This is a genomic window from Nostoc sp. WHI (assembly GCF_015714725.1).
GTDB lineage: Bacteria > Cyanobacteriota > Cyanobacteriia > Cyanobacteriales > Nostocaceae > Nostoc.
On the sequence record NZ_WBKM01000074.1, the window covers coordinates 1 to 18108 of the forward strand.

The 18108-nt window shown below is 41.8% G+C and carries 23 protein-coding genes and 2 pseudogenes; 13 read left to right on the top strand and 12 right to left on the bottom strand.

The window, feature by feature from the left end; all coding sequences use genetic code 11:
• Nucleotides 1–249 (top strand): annotated as a pseudogene (locus F8S12_RS07425) (hypothetical protein); the annotation flags it as partial.
• A 605-nt stretch (nt 250–854) separates the two neighbouring features.
• On the opposite strand, the gene F8S12_RS07430 reads toward F8S12_RS07425, so the two are convergent.
• Nucleotides 855–1133 carry a DUF2934 domain-containing protein gene (locus F8S12_RS07430; RefSeq protein WP_196515677.1) on the bottom strand — a complete coding sequence of 93 codons (279 nt, stop codon included), beginning with the start codon at nt 1131–1133 and terminating at the stop codon, nt 855–857.
• Here F8S12_RS07430 and F8S12_RS41955 point away from each other — a divergent pair.
• Nucleotides 1101–1481, top strand: a complete 381-nt coding sequence (locus F8S12_RS41955) for a hypothetical protein (protein WP_196515678.1) — start codon at nt 1101–1103, stop codon at nt 1479–1481. The two genes, F8S12_RS07430 and F8S12_RS41955, sit on opposite strands and share 33 nt — an antisense overlap.
• 135 nt (nt 1482–1616) lie before the next feature.
• Here the strand turns inward: F8S12_RS41955 and F8S12_RS41565 are convergent, their stop codons facing one another.
• The gene (locus F8S12_RS41565; RefSeq protein WP_269144781.1) at nt 1617–1748 is read right to left on the bottom strand and encodes a hypothetical protein; all 132 of its coding nucleotides are present in this window, start codon (nt 1746–1748) and stop codon (nt 1617–1619) included.
• A 171-nt stretch (nt 1749–1919) separates the two neighbouring features.
• Between F8S12_RS41565 and F8S12_RS07440 the strand changes: the two genes are divergently transcribed.
• Nucleotides 1920–2408 (top strand): hypothetical protein, encoded by a 489-nt coding sequence (locus tag F8S12_RS07440; protein WP_196515679.1) that lies wholly within the window; start codon nt 1920–1922, stop codon nt 2406–2408.
• A 20-nt stretch (nt 2409–2428) separates the two neighbouring features.
• Here the strand turns inward: F8S12_RS07440 and F8S12_RS07445 are convergent, their stop codons facing one another.
• Complete coding sequence (locus F8S12_RS07445; protein ID WP_331001365.1) at nt 2429–2956, bottom strand: GIY-YIG nuclease family protein; 528 nt, start codon at nt 2954–2956, stop codon at nt 2429–2431.
• A 196-nt stretch (nt 2957–3152) separates the two neighbouring features.
• On the opposite strand from F8S12_RS07445, the gene F8S12_RS07450 reads away from it, so the two are divergent.
• The gene (locus F8S12_RS07450; protein ID WP_196515680.1) at nt 3153–3746 is read left to right on the top strand and encodes a thiamine phosphate synthase; all 594 of its coding nucleotides are present in this window, start codon (nt 3153–3155) and stop codon (nt 3744–3746) included.
• Nucleotides 3747–3816: 70 nt separating this feature from the next.
• Here the strand turns inward: F8S12_RS07450 and F8S12_RS07455 are convergent, their stop codons facing one another.
• Entirely contained in the window at nt 3817–4098 is a 282-nt protein-coding gene (locus F8S12_RS07455; protein ID WP_196515681.1) for a hypothetical protein, read from the bottom strand.
• Nucleotides 4099–4400: 302 nt separating this feature from the next.
• Here F8S12_RS07455 and F8S12_RS07460 point away from each other — a divergent pair, with 302 nt between their 5' ends.
• Nucleotides 4401–4676, top strand: a complete 276-nt coding sequence (locus F8S12_RS07460; RefSeq protein ID WP_196515682.1) for a UBP-type zinc finger domain-containing protein — start codon at nt 4401–4403, stop codon at nt 4674–4676.
• Between the two features lie 124 nt (nt 4677–4800).
• Nucleotides 4801–5133: a hypothetical protein gene (locus tag F8S12_RS07465; RefSeq protein WP_196515683.1), complete on the top strand. Its 333-nt coding sequence runs from the start codon at nt 4801–4803 to the stop codon at nt 5131–5133.
• 38 nt (nt 5134–5171) lie between these two features.
• On the opposite strand, the gene F8S12_RS07470 is transcribed toward F8S12_RS07465, so the two are convergent.
• On the bottom strand, nt 5172–5621 hold the full coding sequence (locus F8S12_RS07470) for a hypothetical protein (RefSeq protein WP_196515684.1): 450 nt from the start codon (nt 5619–5621) through the stop codon (nt 5172–5174).
• Between the two features lie 321 nt (nt 5622–5942).
• On the opposite strand from F8S12_RS07470, the gene F8S12_RS07475 reads away from it, so the two are divergent.
• The 3 genes from F8S12_RS07475 (at nt 5943) to F8S12_RS07485 (ending at nt 8500) form a co-directional block, all read left to right on the top strand.
• Entirely contained in the window at nt 5943–6641 is a 699-nt protein-coding gene (locus F8S12_RS07475; RefSeq protein WP_196515685.1) for a hypothetical protein, read from the top strand.
• On the top strand, nt 6641–7438 hold the full coding sequence (locus F8S12_RS07480) for a sugar phosphate isomerase/epimerase family protein (protein WP_196515695.1): 798 nt from the start codon (nt 6641–6643) through the stop codon (nt 7436–7438). Before F8S12_RS07475 ends, F8S12_RS07480 begins: the two co-directional genes overlap by 1 nt.
• 123 nt (nt 7439–7561) lie before the next feature.
• A complete protein-coding gene (locus F8S12_RS07485; protein ID WP_196515686.1) occupies nt 7562–8500 on the top strand; it encodes a hypothetical protein in 939 nt (312 codons plus the stop codon).
• Nucleotides 8501–8578: 78 nt separating this feature from the next.
• Here the strand turns inward: F8S12_RS07485 and F8S12_RS40425 are convergent, their stop codons facing one another.
• Both F8S12_RS40425 and F8S12_RS40430 read right to left on the bottom strand, forming a co-directional pair.
• Complete coding sequence (locus tag F8S12_RS40425) at nt 8579–9067, bottom strand: hypothetical protein (RefSeq protein WP_230967865.1); 489 nt, start codon at nt 9065–9067, stop codon at nt 8579–8581.
• Between the two features lie 213 nt (nt 9068–9280).
• Complete coding sequence (locus F8S12_RS40430; protein WP_230967866.1) at nt 9281–9961, bottom strand: hypothetical protein; 681 nt, start codon at nt 9959–9961, stop codon at nt 9281–9283.
• Between the two features lie 61 nt (nt 9962–10022).
• Between F8S12_RS40430 and F8S12_RS07495 the strand changes: the two genes are divergently transcribed.
• Together F8S12_RS07495 and F8S12_RS07500 are read left to right on the top strand one after the other, a co-directional pair.
• Nucleotides 10023–10475, top strand: coding sequence for a DUF1392 family protein (locus F8S12_RS07495; RefSeq protein ID WP_196515687.1), 453 nt, complete (start codon nt 10023–10025; stop codon nt 10473–10475).
• Between the two features lie 81 nt (nt 10476–10556).
• Entirely contained in the window at nt 10557–10829 is a 273-nt protein-coding gene (locus F8S12_RS07500; RefSeq protein WP_196515688.1) for a Precorrin-3B methylase, read from the top strand.
• Nucleotides 10830–10977: 148 nt separating this feature from the next.
• On the opposite strand, the gene F8S12_RS07505 is transcribed toward F8S12_RS07500, so the two are convergent.
• Nucleotides 10978–11991 (bottom strand): alpha/beta hydrolase, encoded by a 1014-nt coding sequence (locus F8S12_RS07505; protein WP_196515689.1) that lies wholly within the window; start codon nt 11989–11991, stop codon nt 10978–10980.
• A gap of 499 nt (nt 11992–12490) precedes the next feature.
• Nucleotides 12491–12931, bottom strand: coding sequence for an arsenate-mycothiol transferase ArsC (locus F8S12_RS07510; RefSeq protein WP_196515690.1), 441 nt, complete (start codon nt 12929–12931; stop codon nt 12491–12493).
• A 254-nt stretch (nt 12932–13185) separates the two neighbouring features.
• Between F8S12_RS07510 and F8S12_RS07515 the strand changes: the two genes are divergently transcribed.
• On the top strand, nt 13186–14442 hold the full coding sequence (locus F8S12_RS07515) for an RNA-guided endonuclease InsQ/TnpB family protein (RefSeq protein ID WP_196515691.1): 1257 nt from the start codon (nt 13186–13188) through the stop codon (nt 14440–14442).
• A 216-nt stretch (nt 14443–14658) separates the two neighbouring features.
• Nucleotides 14659–15969 carry a DNA/RNA non-specific endonuclease gene (locus tag F8S12_RS07520; protein ID WP_196515692.1) on the top strand — a complete coding sequence of 437 codons (1311 nt, stop codon included), beginning with the start codon at nt 14659–14661 and terminating at the stop codon, nt 15967–15969.
• A gap of 91 nt (nt 15970–16060) precedes the next feature.
• On the opposite strand, the pseudogene F8S12_RS07525 reads toward F8S12_RS07520, so the two are convergent.
• From F8S12_RS07525 to F8S12_RS07535, 3 genes and pseudogenes are all read right to left on the bottom strand, one after another.
• Nucleotides 16061–16453, bottom strand: a pseudogene (locus F8S12_RS07525) (nuclease A inhibitor family protein).
• A gap of 190 nt (nt 16454–16643) precedes the next feature.
• Nucleotides 16644–17348, bottom strand: a complete 705-nt coding sequence (locus F8S12_RS07530; RefSeq protein ID WP_196515693.1) for a class I SAM-dependent methyltransferase — start codon at nt 17346–17348, stop codon at nt 16644–16646.
• A gap of 440 nt (nt 17349–17788) precedes the next feature.
• Nucleotides 17789–18108: hypothetical protein (locus F8S12_RS07535; RefSeq protein ID WP_196514325.1), on the bottom strand; the 320-nt coding region annotated here is incomplete at its 5' end.

Here is an 18108-nt window from a genome sequence, read left to right on the forward strand (position 1 = left end):
GGTTATATTGCTTGTTATTCTCGCAATGAAGAAGGAAGTATTTATTCTGTTGGTGGTGGAATTTATGTAATGGGTCAAATCCGATTACAAGGTCGATACATTGGGCGGATATTTCACCCCTTGGGTTATGAGGGTAAAGATATTAGTGCTGCTGTTGAGTTCAAAACCCTTTGCAATCAAACATTTTCTGCTGCACGCAATGGCGGCTGGGCTGGTGGTGATACTGGCGGTTGGTTTGGAATCGAGTAATAAATATCGTTTTTAATTTTCCGGAATCGCTAACTTTACTGTGGTAGTAACACACAGACAAGCAAATATAACGCACTTTCTATAATTAACCTTTGGGAATATAGGCATCACCGTGCCAAAACGGGAAAATTGTACGATAAGGCTAAAAGCGTTGCCCAGCAAGCATCTTAGCCGCTTGCTTTTCCAAGCATCCGTGAGTGGCTGTTTATCCTCAGTTAATTGGTGGAGAGTAGTAACAATACTCTGCACCAACTAGAAAGACTAATTCGAGTCAAAAGTGATAAATACAGGTATGCCATTTGCTCAAAACAACTGATTTTCATAGCGTTGAGGTTAGCATCAGCTTCTTAGCGTACAATTTTCCCAATTTAGCACGGTGACGCCATCAACAGCGCAAGGAATCTTTAAATCGCTGGTTGCCGCATTAGGAAAAGTAGCGACCAAAGTAATTTGATTGCGACCGCTCCCAATCAAGCGAGGAAACTAAGCGATCGCCCCAATCAAGCGAGGATGGATAGCGATCGCCCACCATGTACCACAAATTTTTTTTGCAATAGGTCTAATTGTTAACAGTTAACTTCAGAGCTTAATTTACAAAAGTAAAGTTAAATTTTAAAATCTATCAACTCCTTTTCAGCCTGAAGCCAATGTTCTACAAACTTGCCATTTGGATAGCCCATTTGTTGCCAAATTTCATAAGCTTTCAAACGGATTTTATTTTCATCTGGGTGGTTACTGATAAAATATTCACAGGAATTAGTAGTAAAATTATAGGGGGCTTCTCCAAAAAAATCTTGACGACCCAGAATTTCATCTGTAAAACGGGAACAGTTTTGTTTGATCGGGCAATTTTGTCCTGGGCACATCGTCATATCGTAAGGCATATATTTTTTCCTCTCGAAAGAACCACCGATGCGATCGCCCTAATTCTTAGAGGAAACGAAGCGATCGCTTCGTTGGTAGCAGGGGCAGCGATCGCACTGACAACACTCCCCCCCTATTTCTTCCACGGTAGCTTTGTCCCCATCTCGGTCAATGCCGAGAACACCAGATACATAACAAGCAGACCAGCACTAATAATAAAAATTACAACGTCATTATTCATTGGTAAAGTGGTAATTCTAGCTGTCCAGGTGAGGTATTTGACCGCCTTCGCGCCCGACTATGCAGTGAAATATGGCATGGGGTGCAAAGCGGAATTAGGTTTTCAAGTCGGTTATCTTCAGGCGTGAAATTGGCGTGATGTACAGAAAGCGTCATTACTGTCCATTCAGCGCGGGACAATCCCTTTGGCTTTTCGCCAGGACGCAAACACTTTTGTCCGCAGTGCCGACAGCGCCACTGGGCTGCTTGTTTGATAGACAGCGCTATTTCATCCCAATTGTTTGCGTAGCGTTTTCTGTAGATGGGCATTGCCAACGATACAAACAAAGCTGTTCAGTAGTCTTATTAACTCTACCAATTTTTACAGCCAAAGCGTAGCTTGGCGTCGTAGACATTACTTATCATTCTTAGAGGAAAGGAGCGATGCCTGCGGCGGCAAGCGATCGCAGCCCCCTTAAGACACAGCTTGTTTTTTAAGCACCACTATCTCTACACCCTGCTCATTGCCGCACCAATTCTGTTAAAATCGCGTCTGCGATCGCATAAATAAATGTTGAGGCAGTGCTATGTGTGCAAAGGGATTTGGGCAATCTCAACCCACTAAAATTGATAAACTAGTTGAAAATGCAGTGCGTTACTGCTACAAGCGACACCCAGAAGCCCTAGACAAAATTTTTGACAATCTGCCTGTTAAGCTTAACCAGCAAGTAGTGACAGGGATTTTGGCAGCATTCCAGAAAGATATTGACACCTTGAGTTGGTTTTGCGGTTACATGGCATCAGAAATAAATCGCACCCAGGACAACCAAAAGCCCCATCATCCCATCGCGGAACTTAGCAAAACTCTGATTACATCGGGGATGGAACCCTTTATTGATTTTATGCCTTACCCCGGTTGCCGCCTCGTCATACTCAACTCAGAAAAATTTGAATCATTGCCAGAGTCAATTCAAGCCATAGTGCAGCAAGCTTTTGACATTAGAGAAAGTTCATCAGAGGAAGCGCATCGGATAAATAATGCCTTGCTGCAAGAACTGACTGTTACCCAGGATTGAGTAAAAAGTTGAATAACCTTCTACCCAAACGGTTGCCCCCAGCGTTCCCAGTTCTCCTTATTGAAAGGCGATCGCCACTTCAAAATTAAACTCAACTCCAACTCCTGCCGTGCGCGTCGGTCTGTGGGAGTGTCCCACCAAAAAGCGGCATTTACTGCTGTTTGCAACCCATAGCGATAATGTAAATCCTGGTAGCTGGCGATGTAATCTTTACAGGCGTGTATACCCTTCCAGCGCTTGTTACTTCTGGAAGTTTCCCCCACATATAAAATCAGTCCAGCCGCAGAGTCAACGATGAAGTACAGACACGCATCGCCGGGGCTATCTGCTGGCATTCTCCAAAACGAGAGCGATCGCACCTGTAACTGCAACGGATCAATCCGGTCTGGGTCGCAGTGCTTTGGTGCAATGTCGAATAACGTCGCCTGCTGCACTGGCTTGGTTTCCCTCACCCGTTGCTGATAGTCAAAGATTTGCGCTTTCCACTTCAGCAGCGCATCAGCACTCATCACCAGCGTCTCTGTCAAAAGTGCTGGTGTGAGAGTCAAATCTGAGAATAGGTTTAGCTGATTTGGTTCCAATTGGGGTTTACGGGGAGCGTGCCGACTAGCTGATTATCCAAGAGAACTGACAATTAAGAGCATTTGCCTTTGGTTTCACCAGAATAAGGAAAATGGTAGAGTTAAGAACTCTAATGAGATAAATGCTGCTACAACCATTACTGTAAAATGAAAGAAGGGTTCTATGAAAGAAACAATAAAACCTTTTAAAAAAATCGCCATATTTGATATTTTGTCAGGAGAGAATTCCGAAATAATTTGTTCTGACAAATCAAAAATTGCTGCTCAAGTTACTAAATGGGTAAACAGAGCTATCAGCAACGGTGCAGATTCGTGTTATATAAGATTATATGAGGCAAATAGAGAAAATATAGATATAATTATTGAGAATCTATCCTACAAAGGATTGCAAATTATTTTACCATTTTCTCTAAATTATAAATCTTCTTTAGTTAGTGCTTTTCATTTTAGAGAAAAAGACCAAATTAAAATGCCAGAGGCAAAAAGCAATAGTATACTGTTTGGAAAATCATGTCACTCATTAAAATCTCTAAAAGAGGCAGAGGATGAAGGATTAGACTATGTATTTTTTTCACCTATTTTTGCGACCCCAACTCATCCAGAAGCAAAAGGTATTGGTCTAGATATGCTCACTAAAGCTTGCAAATCAACACAAATGAAAGTTTTTGCTCTTGGGGGAATTAACGAAAACAATTATCAAAAATGTCTTGATGCTGGTGCGTCTGGTATTGCAGCAATTAGCATGTTTAAAAAATAAAATATTTTTCCTTGATGCCTTTTTCTTAGCGCTATTAGCATTTGCTCCCGCCCCAGGAGAGATTACCCTTCTATCGCTTGTTACTGCGGCAAGTTTCCCCTACATACAGCACAACAGAAGCCGCCGAGTCAATAACAAAATACAGACACGCTTCCCCTGGACTATCAACTGGCATCCTATAAAATGACATTGGCACAAGTCGCAGCAAAAGCGGATCAATTTGGTCTGCGTCATAGTTGTTGGGTGCAATGTCGAATAATGTCACCTGAAGAGGTGGCTTGTTTTCCCTCACCCGTTGCTGATAGTCCCAAATCTGAGACTTCCACTTCAGCAGGGCATCAGCACTCAGCACTCATCACCAATGTCTCTGTCAAAAGTGCTGGTGTGGGTTTCACATCTGGAAATAGGTTTAGCTGATTAAGTTCCACCAAGGTCATCACTGCGAGTTACAAACCAATAAATTATCCCCCAGAACTGAATCGAGTAAACCTACGGGTTTAGGGGAGCGATCGCTCTACCCATTTAGCACTGCGGCTACACTACTGAAAAGCTTGAAAAAGTTCTAGTATTTTTGCCTTGAGTGCTTAACTGACAAAATTAGCTGTGTTTACCTACACTAATCTATACTCTGATTAACCTGTCATTCAAATTCCTATGAGTTGCGAACATTTAGACAATCTGACTACGGAAACTCTGATTTCTAAAGCAAACTACCCAGTATTTCGTTGTGAAGAGTGTATCCGGCTCAATAGTCGCTGGGTGCATCTCCGTATTTGTCAAAGTTGCGGCAAGATGCTGTGCTGTGATTCTTCTGTTCATCAACATGCCCGACGGCATTACGAGGAAACTGGACATTCAGTAATTAGCTCGGCTGAGTTAGGAGAACAGTGGTTATGGTGTTTTTTGGATGAGCAGGCAAAAAATTATTAAATGGCGACACCGAATAGCCCGCCGCAGGCATTACCACTTCAAAATTAAACTTAATTCCAACTCATGCCGTGTGAGCGCTGTGTTGATTTTGGGAATTTTAAAATAGCGTTTACTCAATATTGCCATGTTTAAAGGATTTGGTCGCAGTAAGAAAAAACCAGTGCTTGAGGACAATGAACTGACTACAGGTATTGTGCAGCATCCTGTTACGAAGCGTTGGCAGACTTGGATATCATTTACTGGTCATGATATTCAGTGCATTACTGCCCATAATCAGCGAGAGGATGCTAATAGAGTGGCTAAACAGATGGCTTCGGCTTGGAGTGAGGGAAAATATCAAACCCAAGAGGAGGTAACAGCTTTTATTAAATCTTTGCCTACTGATGGTGTCATAGATCCATTGCCCCAAGATGTTGTGATGCAACTGAGCAAGCAGGCATTAAGCGCAAGGAAGTAATTAGAGCGATGGCTACGCCAACGTCAAGGGCGAACGCTCTAAACAGTATCATCCATCCATCCGCACTCTGGATTTTGACAGTCCCAATGCACCCTTGAGGTATAGTCCCGATCAAATTCAGCGCCACATTGAGGACATCTACCAGTAAACATTGGATGCCAGTCAATCAGTTCTAGCTGCTGTTCTGGTGTCCACCTCGCCTGTGGTTGCACAATCAACTCGCCGTTGTAAAATGTGCGCTCTATTGTCAGTTCGCCATTAACATATCTTGCCCCTTCTGGTTCCCATTGCTGGTTATTATCGTTACAGGGATTGTCATCAGTCTCGCCAATGCCTAGAAAGTCTACAAATTGCTTAGTTTCTAATTCGGTATCATCCCGGAAATCAAGGCAAGTGTTACCGGATGGGCCAGTTGGGTGAACGGCGCACACTAGCTGAGGGTTATGGGCGCAAAAGAGACAGTGATTACACTCTATTAATTTTGGCATAGCACGCGTTTTAAAAGTCGTTTCTGTAACATTTGGCAAGCATTGGCAGAGTTGTTGCCCAACTAATAGCCAAACTTGGCTTAAAAATGGACTAGCAGGGAGATGTCTGATGGGAGCCTCCATTTTAAAGATTAGGTCAGTATACTGCTGCCAAGTGTAGTTTAATCGCCATTCCACAGGAACGCTAAATTTAACGTAATCCTTTTAAAAAATGAAAGGGTTAATGATATATTAGTACAAAAGAACTATTAAAATATTTTGCGGTAGTTTGAAACTGCAATATTGATTAATAATTCGCATTTAATAAATGAGGAATATGCAATGACAGATTCTAATTCCTTACTTTCTTTGTATGAAGAATTAGTGCAAAACCATATCAGTCAATTCGACCCACAGATTGCAGATTTGCAACAATTAGTAAAAGCACGAATGCAAGAACTTCATGACGCAGAACAGACACTGGTAGAAACACAAGCAATAGAACTTAAACGGATCACTGATGCTCTGGCTACCGATGCTCGTTGCTTGTTGCCAACGCCAGGATTAAGAACATTTGTACAAGAGTTAAAACAGACTAAGAGCAAGAATTGGTATACGCGCAAACCTGAGTCTAGCATTGCAGAAGATCCAACGATCTGGTTATTGGCAACGCTGGAACTACCGATAGGTTTGACCAACTACCAGAATAAGGAAGACCCTGATGGTTACGATGACGAACGTAACTATATTGGATATAGCTATACTTTGTCTTTAAGATTAGGTTCAGTCGAGCATTTAATTGAAGTACCATTGAAACGCATATATAACTTGAATGACTGTACACAAACGAATATCAAAGAGCAAATTGATTACTACATTCGGAGTGAAGTAGAAGGTTTGTTCAGAAATATGGAATACCCAGAGGAGCAAAAACAGCAATTAGCTGAGGAAATAAGCGTTTTAGTAGGATATTCCCCAAAAATTTTCACTCTCACCCCCAGAATTGCAATCTTTGAATACACATCAACATGGGAGAACTGATGGAGTTGTACCTGAGTTTGTCAGCTTACGGTGGAATATCAACCCGTGAAGCATTAACAGTATTTTGGAATGCAGGAATTCGGCATACTGAACTGGCAATTGGGCCTCGACCTGATGCTGATGCAGCACAAGCAATTGAGGACTTTAGACAACTGGGAATGGTTTATCGAGCGCACCATGCTTTTGTTTGGGGCGTGAGCCACTATCCCTTTAATCTAGCCCAACCGCAAGATTGGAAATATTTTCAGCGACTGACAGACTACTTAGCAACTATAGGTATTACAGCCTATTCAGTGCATGGAGGAAATTTTTCCAAAACAACTGAACGCAAGGGTGCGTATGCAATATTTGTGGAAAACATTCATTATCTTCATCAGCTTTGCCGGGAGCGAGGTATTGTTCTGGGTGTGGAGACAATGTATCCTACACCATCCCTCAGTGCTGTTGAAAACCTTTTAGACAATGGGGCAGAATTTGCCCAATTTTGCCAAGATGCTCCACAGATCAAGATAGTCTTTGACTTGGCACATCTCAATATTTGGCATGACAAAGACGAAATAGGGCTGAATCAATGGTTGGGACTTCCAGCAGAGAGACTTTTAGAGATCCACATCTCAGACAATGATGGACGGCAAGATATTCACTCACGCATTACACCCCATACTTGGTGGACATCGCATATTACTCAATTTCCAGTGGGAGTTCCACTTGTGCTAGAGAGCCGATTAAATCGATTGCCTGTTTCAGTAGTACAGCAAGAATACGAGCGGATCGTTGCTTTAATAGTAAGCTTTTAATGTCAAATGAGACTAAGCACTAATAGATTCAGATAACAAACCAGACATATTTAATACTTGTTGCATTTTACTACTGGTAAGTGCTTTAAGTCCAAAACAGAGCGCCTGGTTGTGGGATGATATATGCCAAAATCACGAAAACTAGAAGAAACTTTATCTATTCTTGCCCAAATTCGAGAGCATCCCACAAGTGAGGAAGGGATCATAATTTTACGCCAAGTTCTTAAGAGCAAATATTCTATGGCTGTTGCCCAAGCAGCTAAGATAGTAGGCGAATCTACTATTACTGAGTTGGTTGGCGATCTTGTAGAAGCTTTTGCTCGAATGATGGTCAAACCCACACAAGTAGACCAAAATTGTCTTGCCAAGAAAGAGATAGCACAAGCACTGTATCACTTAGAATACAGCGATGAAAACCTTTTTCTGCAAGGGATTCGACATATTCAGATGGAGCCAGTATGGGGAGGAGTTGAAGATACTGCTGCCCATCTTCGGGGTATATGTGCTTTAGGTCTAGTGAGAATCAACTACTCAGACGTAATGAACGAATTAGCTGATCTACTAGCTGACCCCAAACCAGAAGCAAGAGTTGCTGCTGCAAAAGCGATCGCCTACACAGGAAATCCCCAAGGTGTACCTTTACTTCGTTTGAAAACCCGCATCGGTGATCAAGCACCACAGGTGATTTCGGAGTGCTTCAGTGCTTTGTTACAACTAGCTCCGATTGATTCACTGGCAATAGTAGCTGGTTTTCTTTTTGACCCAAAGGAGCAAATCTGTGAGTTAGCAGCATTGACGTTGGGTGAATCAAGATTAGAGCAAGCATTTGATCTTATCAAAAGTTGCTGGGAGCAAACAAGAAACGTAGAACTTCGTCGCACATTGTTACTCGCAATTGCAATGCTGCGACAAGATAAAGCAATAGATTTTCTGATCTCACTAGTGGCTCAAGGAAAAAACATCGATGCAAAAGATGCGATTGCAGCGATGGGTATTTATCGAGAAGACCGTGAACTGTGGCAGCGAGTTGATCAGGCTAGTAAACAAAGAGCCAATCAATAGGGACTCAAAAAGGGAGGATGTAGTAGGGAACTGCGAAAGTCTTAGCTGATAGCAACAGACTACCCACATCCTCTGCTGTCAAGATTCCTCGAATAGGCGTGAGCCTTGATGTAAGCGATAAGCGATTTGATAGGTTTGTCCAAGCGATCGCATTGTGGGAGAATGGGCTGCTAAATACCGAGCAGCAGCAACTAATACATGAATCCCAGTAGGAGTGTCACCTAATAGGGAATACTGACGAAAAGCGGCTTCTATTTCTTGAATTACATGAAAATCGCGGTTTTCTCTGAGCATCAATTTCCCTAGCATCGCCATAAGTCTTTTAGCATTGCCACCACTATATAAATAATTAGCCACTAATTGACCTGTCTGGTTAACTTGCTGCTGACGATTTAATAAATCGGGTAGCTGTTGGAGTAATTCTTCGGGATTTGAAACGGAGTCTTTGGCTTCTGGAAGTCGTGCTGGTGGTACATTCAAAAAACGATTCAAATAAACACTCATCGCCGCATCAAACACACCTCTGAGTAGTTCGACTGTTGGTACTCGTCGTAACCCTTGATGCACGGCGTTAGCAAAAGTAAATGGATGATGTGCCGAATTCCAATCTCCAAAGTCATTGTTAGTATTAAAACGAGCTACACGCAGTGCTGCCGTATAAGTAACTATACTTGATAATTGTTCTTCCGTACAACCAGCTTGTAGGGCATTCAGTAGCGAGTCGGCGATCGCTTGTGGGTCTTCACCTAATAAAATTGGTATTAATTGCTCCGAGTTTGACTAAGTTCCTCGTTGAGATTTTCCCGCATTTAAAACAGTGGGTAATTGCTCAAAAGCTGACTTTAATATTGCTACTAAATCTACAGGGTAGCGCCAGGAATTAGATTCTTCCATACGGGATGCACTAACTAAATCCGAAACTAAGCTAGCCAGAACAGATTCTGCTGCTTGCCAACCAACAACATCAAGTGCTTCTAGTGCTTTGTTAATAAAATCAAGGGTATGCCCAATGTCGAGATAACGATGATCTGTAGCCGATGAAAACAGCATATCTGCAACTTGCTCTAAATTAGCCCCTGAGCGAATCGCAGATACCAGACATCTTTGTGCAGCTTCACTATCCCGTACCTCAATAAACTGGCAAAACCAGCTTTTAAGAGTCGCAAAATCAACTGTAGAGTTAGGCAATGGCTGAACGACAAACAGAGGTGGCGCACCTGCACTATCATTAGCGACTGCCGAAAGTCCGTGGAATAACGCACGGGGTTTGTCTTCTTCATCCAGATAAGGTAGTAGATTGATCATGCAGGTATGGATAGTTAAACCTGTACTCCAACCTGTTTTGTTGTAACTAGTGCCAAATTTTAGCCCGATTTGAAATACTTCAGCCGGATTTACTCCTATATCTAACAGTGCGATCGTTGATTTGGCAATCACTTCCATATTTTGAAGTATTTGCATTATATTCCGGATCAGACTGATTCAAGGGAGTGTATGTATAAAAAAGAGACTATATTCCCAGATGATTAACCAAATTACCGCCTTAGAATCCTGTTGGCATATTTCTTCTGAGTGGGATCAAACCATGCCTCCACTAGCAGTGAAAATGTTAGAAAAAGTTTTGTTGTCAATCTCAGACTTGTCAGGCTACTGCTGTGGTGTTCAGTGGGAAAGACAGGAATGGATTTATGCAATTGTTTGCCAGAGTGAAACTCTCTATTTACCTGAGCAAGAATTTCAAAGAACAAATGTACTACAAAAGTCTACTATTTCTACTCCGGCTTTTGAATTGGGGGACATAGTTGAGGTTGATTTCGGTGAACAGCCGACACACCGTATTATTCAAGGGATTTTTAGTCTCAAAGATAATTGGCTTTATGGGGTAGAGTGGCGCTCCCCAATTTTAGAAGAAGTGTTTGCCCAAAGTAGAATAATATGGCTTGCTGATGTTGATTTAGTCAATGTAGGTGTATAATTGTTGTCACTTTGGACTAATGAGCAGTGCCATAGTGTACTAGCAACTTGGGTTATTAATCTAACATTAAAACATCTGAGTATGGCAAAGCCAGACGTTCCACTTACAAGAGAGGCGCTGATTAAAGAAGTCTGTCGGCGAATTCAGGTAGCCCGTAGCTATTGGGATGCCCACAACAACGCTGCCTGTCGCGGTGAACGCGAGCGCGCCTTAGCTCTTTACAACACTCTGAGCAAGGAAGAAAAAGAGCAGATTCCGCAAGTGTTGCGGGTATGGTTACGCTATCGTAGCGAGAAATATTTTGGCGTACATCGAACGCCACCAAAGTCAGCACGAAAATCAAAAACGCCATGATTAGCTGACGGTGGCATCAATTAGAGAAACGATCACTCTTACCACCACACTAGAAGTCTACTTTGCATTTGTTGAGCCGACAATGTACAGTACAGATAAAGTTAATTGCAAAGTGTACGGAAAGGCTAAACATCAAGAGCATTACGCATTAGTAATATGGATTAATGCACTTGAGATCCTCACAGCCAAAACCTTGAGTCATCATTGCAGATAGCTGTTGAGAAACTTCACCATTAAGGTTGAGTTCTCCCATGATTTGATCATAGGCTTGTCCTTGGGATATCCGCTTTGCCATTTGCTCAAACTCTAACCAAGTCAAATTACTCTCAACAAATGCTTTAGCAAGGATAATTACTAGTTCCTCATAATCATTGTCTTCGAGTTTCGTCATCATCCGATGTTCAATGTGAAGCGAATCATCGAAACAGTAATACCAGGATTTTGGTTGCTGCTTAAGTACTCTTCGGAAAAAAGCCTGCTGTTTCGAGCGGCTAACAGCATGATCTGCCTCACTACATACCATTAAGATCAGGGTACAAACGCAGTCTTGAGCATTTTCTAAAACCTTGTGTCCCAATTCCAGAAATATTCGTAATGCCTTGAGAGAAAAACCTTTATAACCAAAATTACCAGATGCATCTTTGTTAAACCATTCAAAGTAAATTGGCAAGATTTTGATAAGTTGATCAAATAGTGAATAACGGCTACCCAAATAAGGCGTGAATAATAAAGTGGTGTCAATTTCCTGGGGATGCTCTAAAGCTAACCAAGCAGCTAAAGTTCCACCTGTTGACAATCCACCAATTACAACTTGTTGGCCTAGCGTTTTTGCAATTTGTAACCATTTTAGGAGAAATTGTTGATATATCTGAATATCTGTTGGGAGTGGTGGAGGATTTTGACGATTCCAGTTACCTGAGCGTCCATGTCCGGGTTGTAAAGGAATCAGAACGTTATATCCGTTGTTAAAGAAGGCTTGACCGAGCGGCTCGAACTGGTAAGGGCCTGCTGTAAAACCATGCAAAAACAAAAAAACTTTTGACGTGAAGTAAGGATGAATTAAAAATTTGGAACGACAGGCTTCGTTTTTAAGACCTAACGTGGACTCCAATTGGTGAACTTGCTTCAGGATTTCCGCTGTCTTTTGAATGTTAACTTTCATTTATTACTGCTCATGTTCACAGACATACGTTACTTTATATAAGTAACTACTCTGAATCTAGCAGAGGATATATTGTTGAGTTAAACGAGCAAAAGTGATCAACCTTTTTAAAGAAAGTAATTAGCTATTTTCTAAAGGACAAATATTAAATATTAATCAGTTTCAGTTACAAATCTACTTAGATCATGTGAATAAAGCAGACAGCAAGTCCTACGGTGGTCACTGACCTTTGTCGTAAAGCCTGCGGCATAGCTACGCTTAGGGCGCAGTCTAAGAAGAGAAGTACGGGCTACGCCTACGTACTCTGGAAGTTTTAGCATAGTACTAGTATACTAAACGATCGCTGCTTTGGGTTAAACTGGGAACTGGTTGTACTGTCTACTAGGGAAGATTTTAATGGGGATTCAGACCCTAACCAAATCTTACTCATATTTTCTGACCCAGGCTTATCAAAACCACTTGATAGCAATCGTCTAGAGTAAATGCTTGCCTATGGACGTTAGTAACTTTGTGTCAATTGTTCTATAAGTTGCAGTAGATTGTTTTCAATTTGCCCAAGGGCTTCTGGGGCAGAGGTTTTATCTATATCGTGAACAAGCCAGTATTCAATAGTATCTATCCATTGCGGAAAGCGCTCATTCATCAGTGGTCGGTGTTCAAATTCGTCTAGGGCAATAACCCTGGCAGCTAATTGAAAATCTTGCTCACTTGCTGGCTGCGGAAACCTTTCATCATCTGGTAGTTTCACCAAGCGCACTGCTAAAGCCTCAAGCGCATACTGGGAAATTGACCCGACATTGTTGATACCCCGCTCAAGTGCTAAACCTCGTGAATCAGCCTGCCAATCCAACCCCTGCTTAGTAGCCAACCAATTAAATAGGTGTTCAGCAAAGCGGCTGCGGTAGTAATTGCCTGTACAAAGGAATAAGATTTTATTCATTGTATTTCACTAAATGATTTTCAGCTAATTCGTCAGGAGCCCCGCGCTCTATCGCTTCAATGAGCGTCGGGAGGAATGGCGAGTCTATCGAGAGGGTTCAATGCCCCCTCGATAGACAAACTCCTTATATATTGCCTTAAAACATCACTTAATGTCCGCTCCGTTAATTCGCAATACCTATCAAGGTGAGCTTTTTCTACATCTGAAAGTCTCAAGGAAGTATTCTTCATGTATTGCGTAAATGTATCTATTTGATGTACAATGGTATCATGAAAATTGCCTACCAGTACAAACTAATTCCGACTTACGAGCAGGAAAGCCGTATGGACAAATGGCTTGATATGTTGAGGCATCAATATAACTGGCTATTGTCGGATCGCTTTGACTGGTGGGAAATGAACCGAACCGCTATTGATGTATGTCCTTTAACTTGCAGTATTGCTACACCAAGGGAACAACCTGAATATTACGGGCAAAAACGTTCTCTTGTTCTTCTAAAAAAAGAACGAGATTGGTATAGCGATATTCATGCTGATGTATTGCAGGATATGGTGAAACGGGTTGACCTTGCATTCTCTCGATTTATAAAGGGAGACAGTAAAGGAAAGCATAGCGGTAGACCTCGTTTTAAGGCAAAAAACCGTTATAGGACTTTTGCTTTCCCACGAGTAAAGGCAGACTGTATTCAAGGCAATCAAATCACTCTACCAAAGCTAGGTGCAATCAAATTCATCCAGCATCGTCCTATCCCTGATGGCTTTGTAATTAAACGTGCTTTGGTCACAAATAAAGCCGATTGCTGGTATGTCACCTTAACCCTAGAAGATGTTTCTGTTCCAGATAGTCTCACGGATGAAATTGTGGCAACTGAAGCCAATAGTTTAGGGATTGATGCAGGGCTTGAATACTTCATAGCTTGCTCCGATGGCACTATGATTGAGCCACCCAAGTTTTTCCGTAAGGCTGAAGGCCGATTGGCTAAACTTCAAAGCAAAAGGGAGTTACGATCCAAAGGCGGAAAAGCTCGGCGTAAATTAAATATCCGTGTGGCAAAGTTACATCAACGCATAGCCAGACAAAGAAAACAATGGCATTTTGAAATAGCTGAGAAGCTGGTCGATAGAGCTGAAGTCATCTTTGTCGAAGCACTTAAAGTTTCTAATATGTCCCGACGCAATAAGCCCAAGCAGGATGAAGACGGAACGTTTTTACCCAACGGGCAAGCGGCGAAATCGGGTCTTAACAAAAGTTTTGCTGATGGTGGGATAGCTGGATTCTTAAACGAAATTCTACCGTACAAAGCTGAAAAAGCTGGGCGGTCGGTTCGTAAAGTAAATCCAGCAGGAACCTCTCAACATTGTGCAATATGTCTGAATCGAGTTCCAAAAGAGTTGGGCGATAGGTGGCACTACTGTTCTTGTGGTGCATCAATGCCGCGTGACCTTAACTCTGGAATCTTGATCAAAAAAGTGGGGCTGGGCATCTCCCTCACTATAAAACGCGAAGGTTGAAAGACTGGAGAAGCCCGCGCTCTACCTGTACTCAGGTGAGCGTCGGGAGTATGTCACTAAGTCTACGGGCTTTTTACTAGAAAATGAGTTAATTTGCAAGAGTTCCAGGCATAATCTAAAAATAATCAGAATTTAACCCAGATAAGCAGTTCGGTTAGTTATGATACAGTTATTTAGTTCGGAAATTACTGAACTTACGAGGTTAGATCATAGCTAATGTTACCTAAAATTAGGCATCAATTTTATCGTCGTGGGTGGTTAACAGGAATAGTAATAGTTTTACTAATTACCTTCAACACACTATTCAGTGCAAAAGGTGCAACGACTGTTGAGGGTTTTGAAACTGCCTCAAAAGGCAGTTATGCCGCAGCTGATGTCACCCTCAGTACTGGTCTTTGGAATTTGGATGATGCCTTGATTGGTAATCTTGCGAGTGATGCTAAAAGTGGCACACAATCTGCACGTATCCGCAACAGTGGTAAAGTCTCAATGAAATTTGACCGAACCACTGGTGCTGGTACAGTTAGCATTAGACACGCAAAGTTTGGTTCTGATGGTAGTACCAATTGGCAGTTATGGTGTTCAAGTAATAGCGGTAGTTCATGGTTACAAGTAGGTTCAACAGTCACAACCAGTTCAACAACTTTACAGACTGCTACGTTCACGCCTAACATCTCTGGCACATCTCGCTGTGAAGTCCGCAAGAGTGATGGTACTTCCAACAGAACCAACATTGATGATATTACCATCACTGATTATGGTACTTCAGGTAGCGGCGGTAGTACAAGTGTACATCTAATAATGGGGAATCCTAGTAGTGCTGGAACTTCTAGTCTGAATAATTATTTGCTTGACAAAGCCCAGTATGCAATTGGATATAATTGCTCATTAGGACGATCCAATTGGGTATCTTGGCAGTTAAATAGTAGTTGGTTAGGCAACACTCCCCGCCAAGATGACTTTCGTGCTGATACTACCTTACCAGCAGGATGCTATCAAGTTCAATCTACCGATTTTAGTGGCAGCGGATTTGATAGAGGACACATGACCCCTTCAGGCGACCGGACTAGCACAGTTGCGGTTAACTCCAGCACCTTTTTGATGAGTAACATGATTGCACAAGCGCCTGATAACAATCAGGGGATTTGGGCTAATTTAGAAAATTACGCTAGAACCCTGGTTAGCCAGGGGAAAGAACTATATATCATCTCCGGTGGATATGGAACGGGTGGTACTGGAAGCAATGGAACCTTCAGCACTATTGCTGGTGGTAAGGTGACAGTTCCCAATCGCACTTGGAAAATTCTTGTTGTCTTAGATACTCCTGGGTCTGGAGTCTCTGGTGTCACAACATCTACAAGGGTCATTGCCGTTAACATTCCTAACGCTCAAGGGGTTCGGCCTGCTGACTGGAGAGACTATCGTGTTAGTGTTGATTCACTGGAATCTCTAACAGGATTTGATTTTCTATCACTTGTTTCAACATCTATTCAGTCTGTCATAGAAGCACAAGTTGATACTCAATAAGTAGCAATAGATTTTAAACGAGCAGCCTGTCTGTATATAAAGACGGGCTGCAATTTCGGGAGATTTTTTGAGGGAAAATTTCACCTATTTACTAAGTTTCAACCAGTTTCGTTGCGACTCCCACTAAATCACCGTTTGGAGTTTTTCCAACAATATAAACGTCAACATTTGTTTGCCCAACACGATAAACTTTGACTCCATTGAGGTTGGATTCGAGTGTCTGGACAAGTCGTTGAAATTTCGGAACATCTTGTTTCTATCATTCATTGTGCCATTCTTGCTCAAATGCACAATTACGAAAGAAATAGTTTAAATCCACTACTTCTATTGGCAAGTTTTGAGAATCTGTTAGGTGTAAAATTTTCTCTGATGTAGCAGGGGCAGCACCTAACCACTGCACAATTTCAAAAGGATAATCAGACTCGCTCATCATTAACAAGCCGCTAGATGCCTGCTGGAGGTTTTCAACAATTTCGTTAGTCATTTAATTTAGTTATTAGCAATACTCGTAATCTATCATCTCTCATGTATTTTGGCTTATCCTCTCTTCACACTTCCTCCACTATCGGTTCAAGGTAAGTTGCAGTTGTGGGGGATAAGGCGATGTGTACTTTAAAGGGCTGTGAAGCTCAAGCACATAGATACCAGTGGTATTGGGACTAAACTTCAACTAATTAGGAGTGAACTGAGTGGCTAATAGGATTATGTTTTTGATATTCAATCCGCACTTGCTTAACGTCAAGAAGCTCAGACTCTAAAAATTCAAGTTGCTCTACTTGGTATAATCCTAAACTTTCAAACTGTTGAAGTTCCGAGCTTGATAATGGCCAAGGTGGCCCATTCGGTTCAGCTTTTGTGTCTCGAACACGAGTAATCAGCAACAGGGTTCCATTTGGAGCAACTACATAAGCAACTGAAGAAATAACTGAATAACGCACATTCAACGGCAAAGCTTGAATATTACGACATTCAAAAACAAAATCAAAAGCTTGATGCCATTGTGAGGGAATTGCTAACAAATCTGCAACTACATAGTTGACAGTCGAATCTGGAAATCTCTTCTGACACCAAGCGATCGCTGTCGGTGAAATATCAAAGGCAGTTACTTCAGACCCTCGATGAGCTAAAGCTTGTGCATCGTCTCCCAAGCCACAACCAATTACTAACGCCTTTTGCCCAGAAGCGAACGGTTGATGATTCGTCAACCAATCTTGTAGATAAGGATGAGGAGCTAACTTAGCCCAAGGAATTTGTGCTGTGTCCCCTTTGGCTTTGGCATATAAAACTTCAAACCATGCCGAGGGGTCTGATTTTTGTAAAGCAACACTCGCTAACTGTTTGACATAAAATCGTAAATCTTCAGGTTGTTGTTCAAACATAAAAACCCATCATTGACACTAATAACTTGAGGTAACTGATTTTGCGCTATAGCTACGCTGAGAGCGAGAGCAATTATACTAGCAAAAAATAGTTTGGTAATTTTCACTCCTAATAAAATTAAGGTATTATAATACACACTCTTACTAGAAGTTTTTATCTTGTGTTCCCGCAAAACTGGAGTGAGCGATGTCTGCGACAAACCCAACTCTTGGAGACGCTCTACGCGTTCGGGTAACGCACCCATTTATGAGAACGCTATTTGTCCTATGCTGAAGCGGAAAGTAAAAACAACAGTTATGAAATTTGCACAAAATCTCACCCACCGCCAAAGCTTATGGAAGGAGAAGTCGGAAAAATTGTAAGCTGAAATACCTAAAACTTTGTTAATGGAAGAATAAAGCCATCGTTCATCTGGAAGAAGAAAATGCTTAAAAACGTGTCATAGTTTTACCTCAAACTCTGGAATAAAATGAGGAGCAATTGTTTTTTGCAGGTCAATCATGACTAACACCGTTTCTATCTGGGCTACATCTACATCATGCCCAAAAACTGTTTGTCTACCTGAGTAAGTGCCGTGTAGCATGAAGTATGAAAGGTATCGCCTGCCTTGTTCGTTTCCTTTCTCGTGGATGGCATCGCTAATTAAATCGACTGCAAGCATATCTAGTATCGTTTTGTACTGCCAGTTTCTTAGAGATTCAACACCTAGCCATTGGGCAACTGTTGAGGATAAGAAGTAGCCATAACCTTGATAAAATC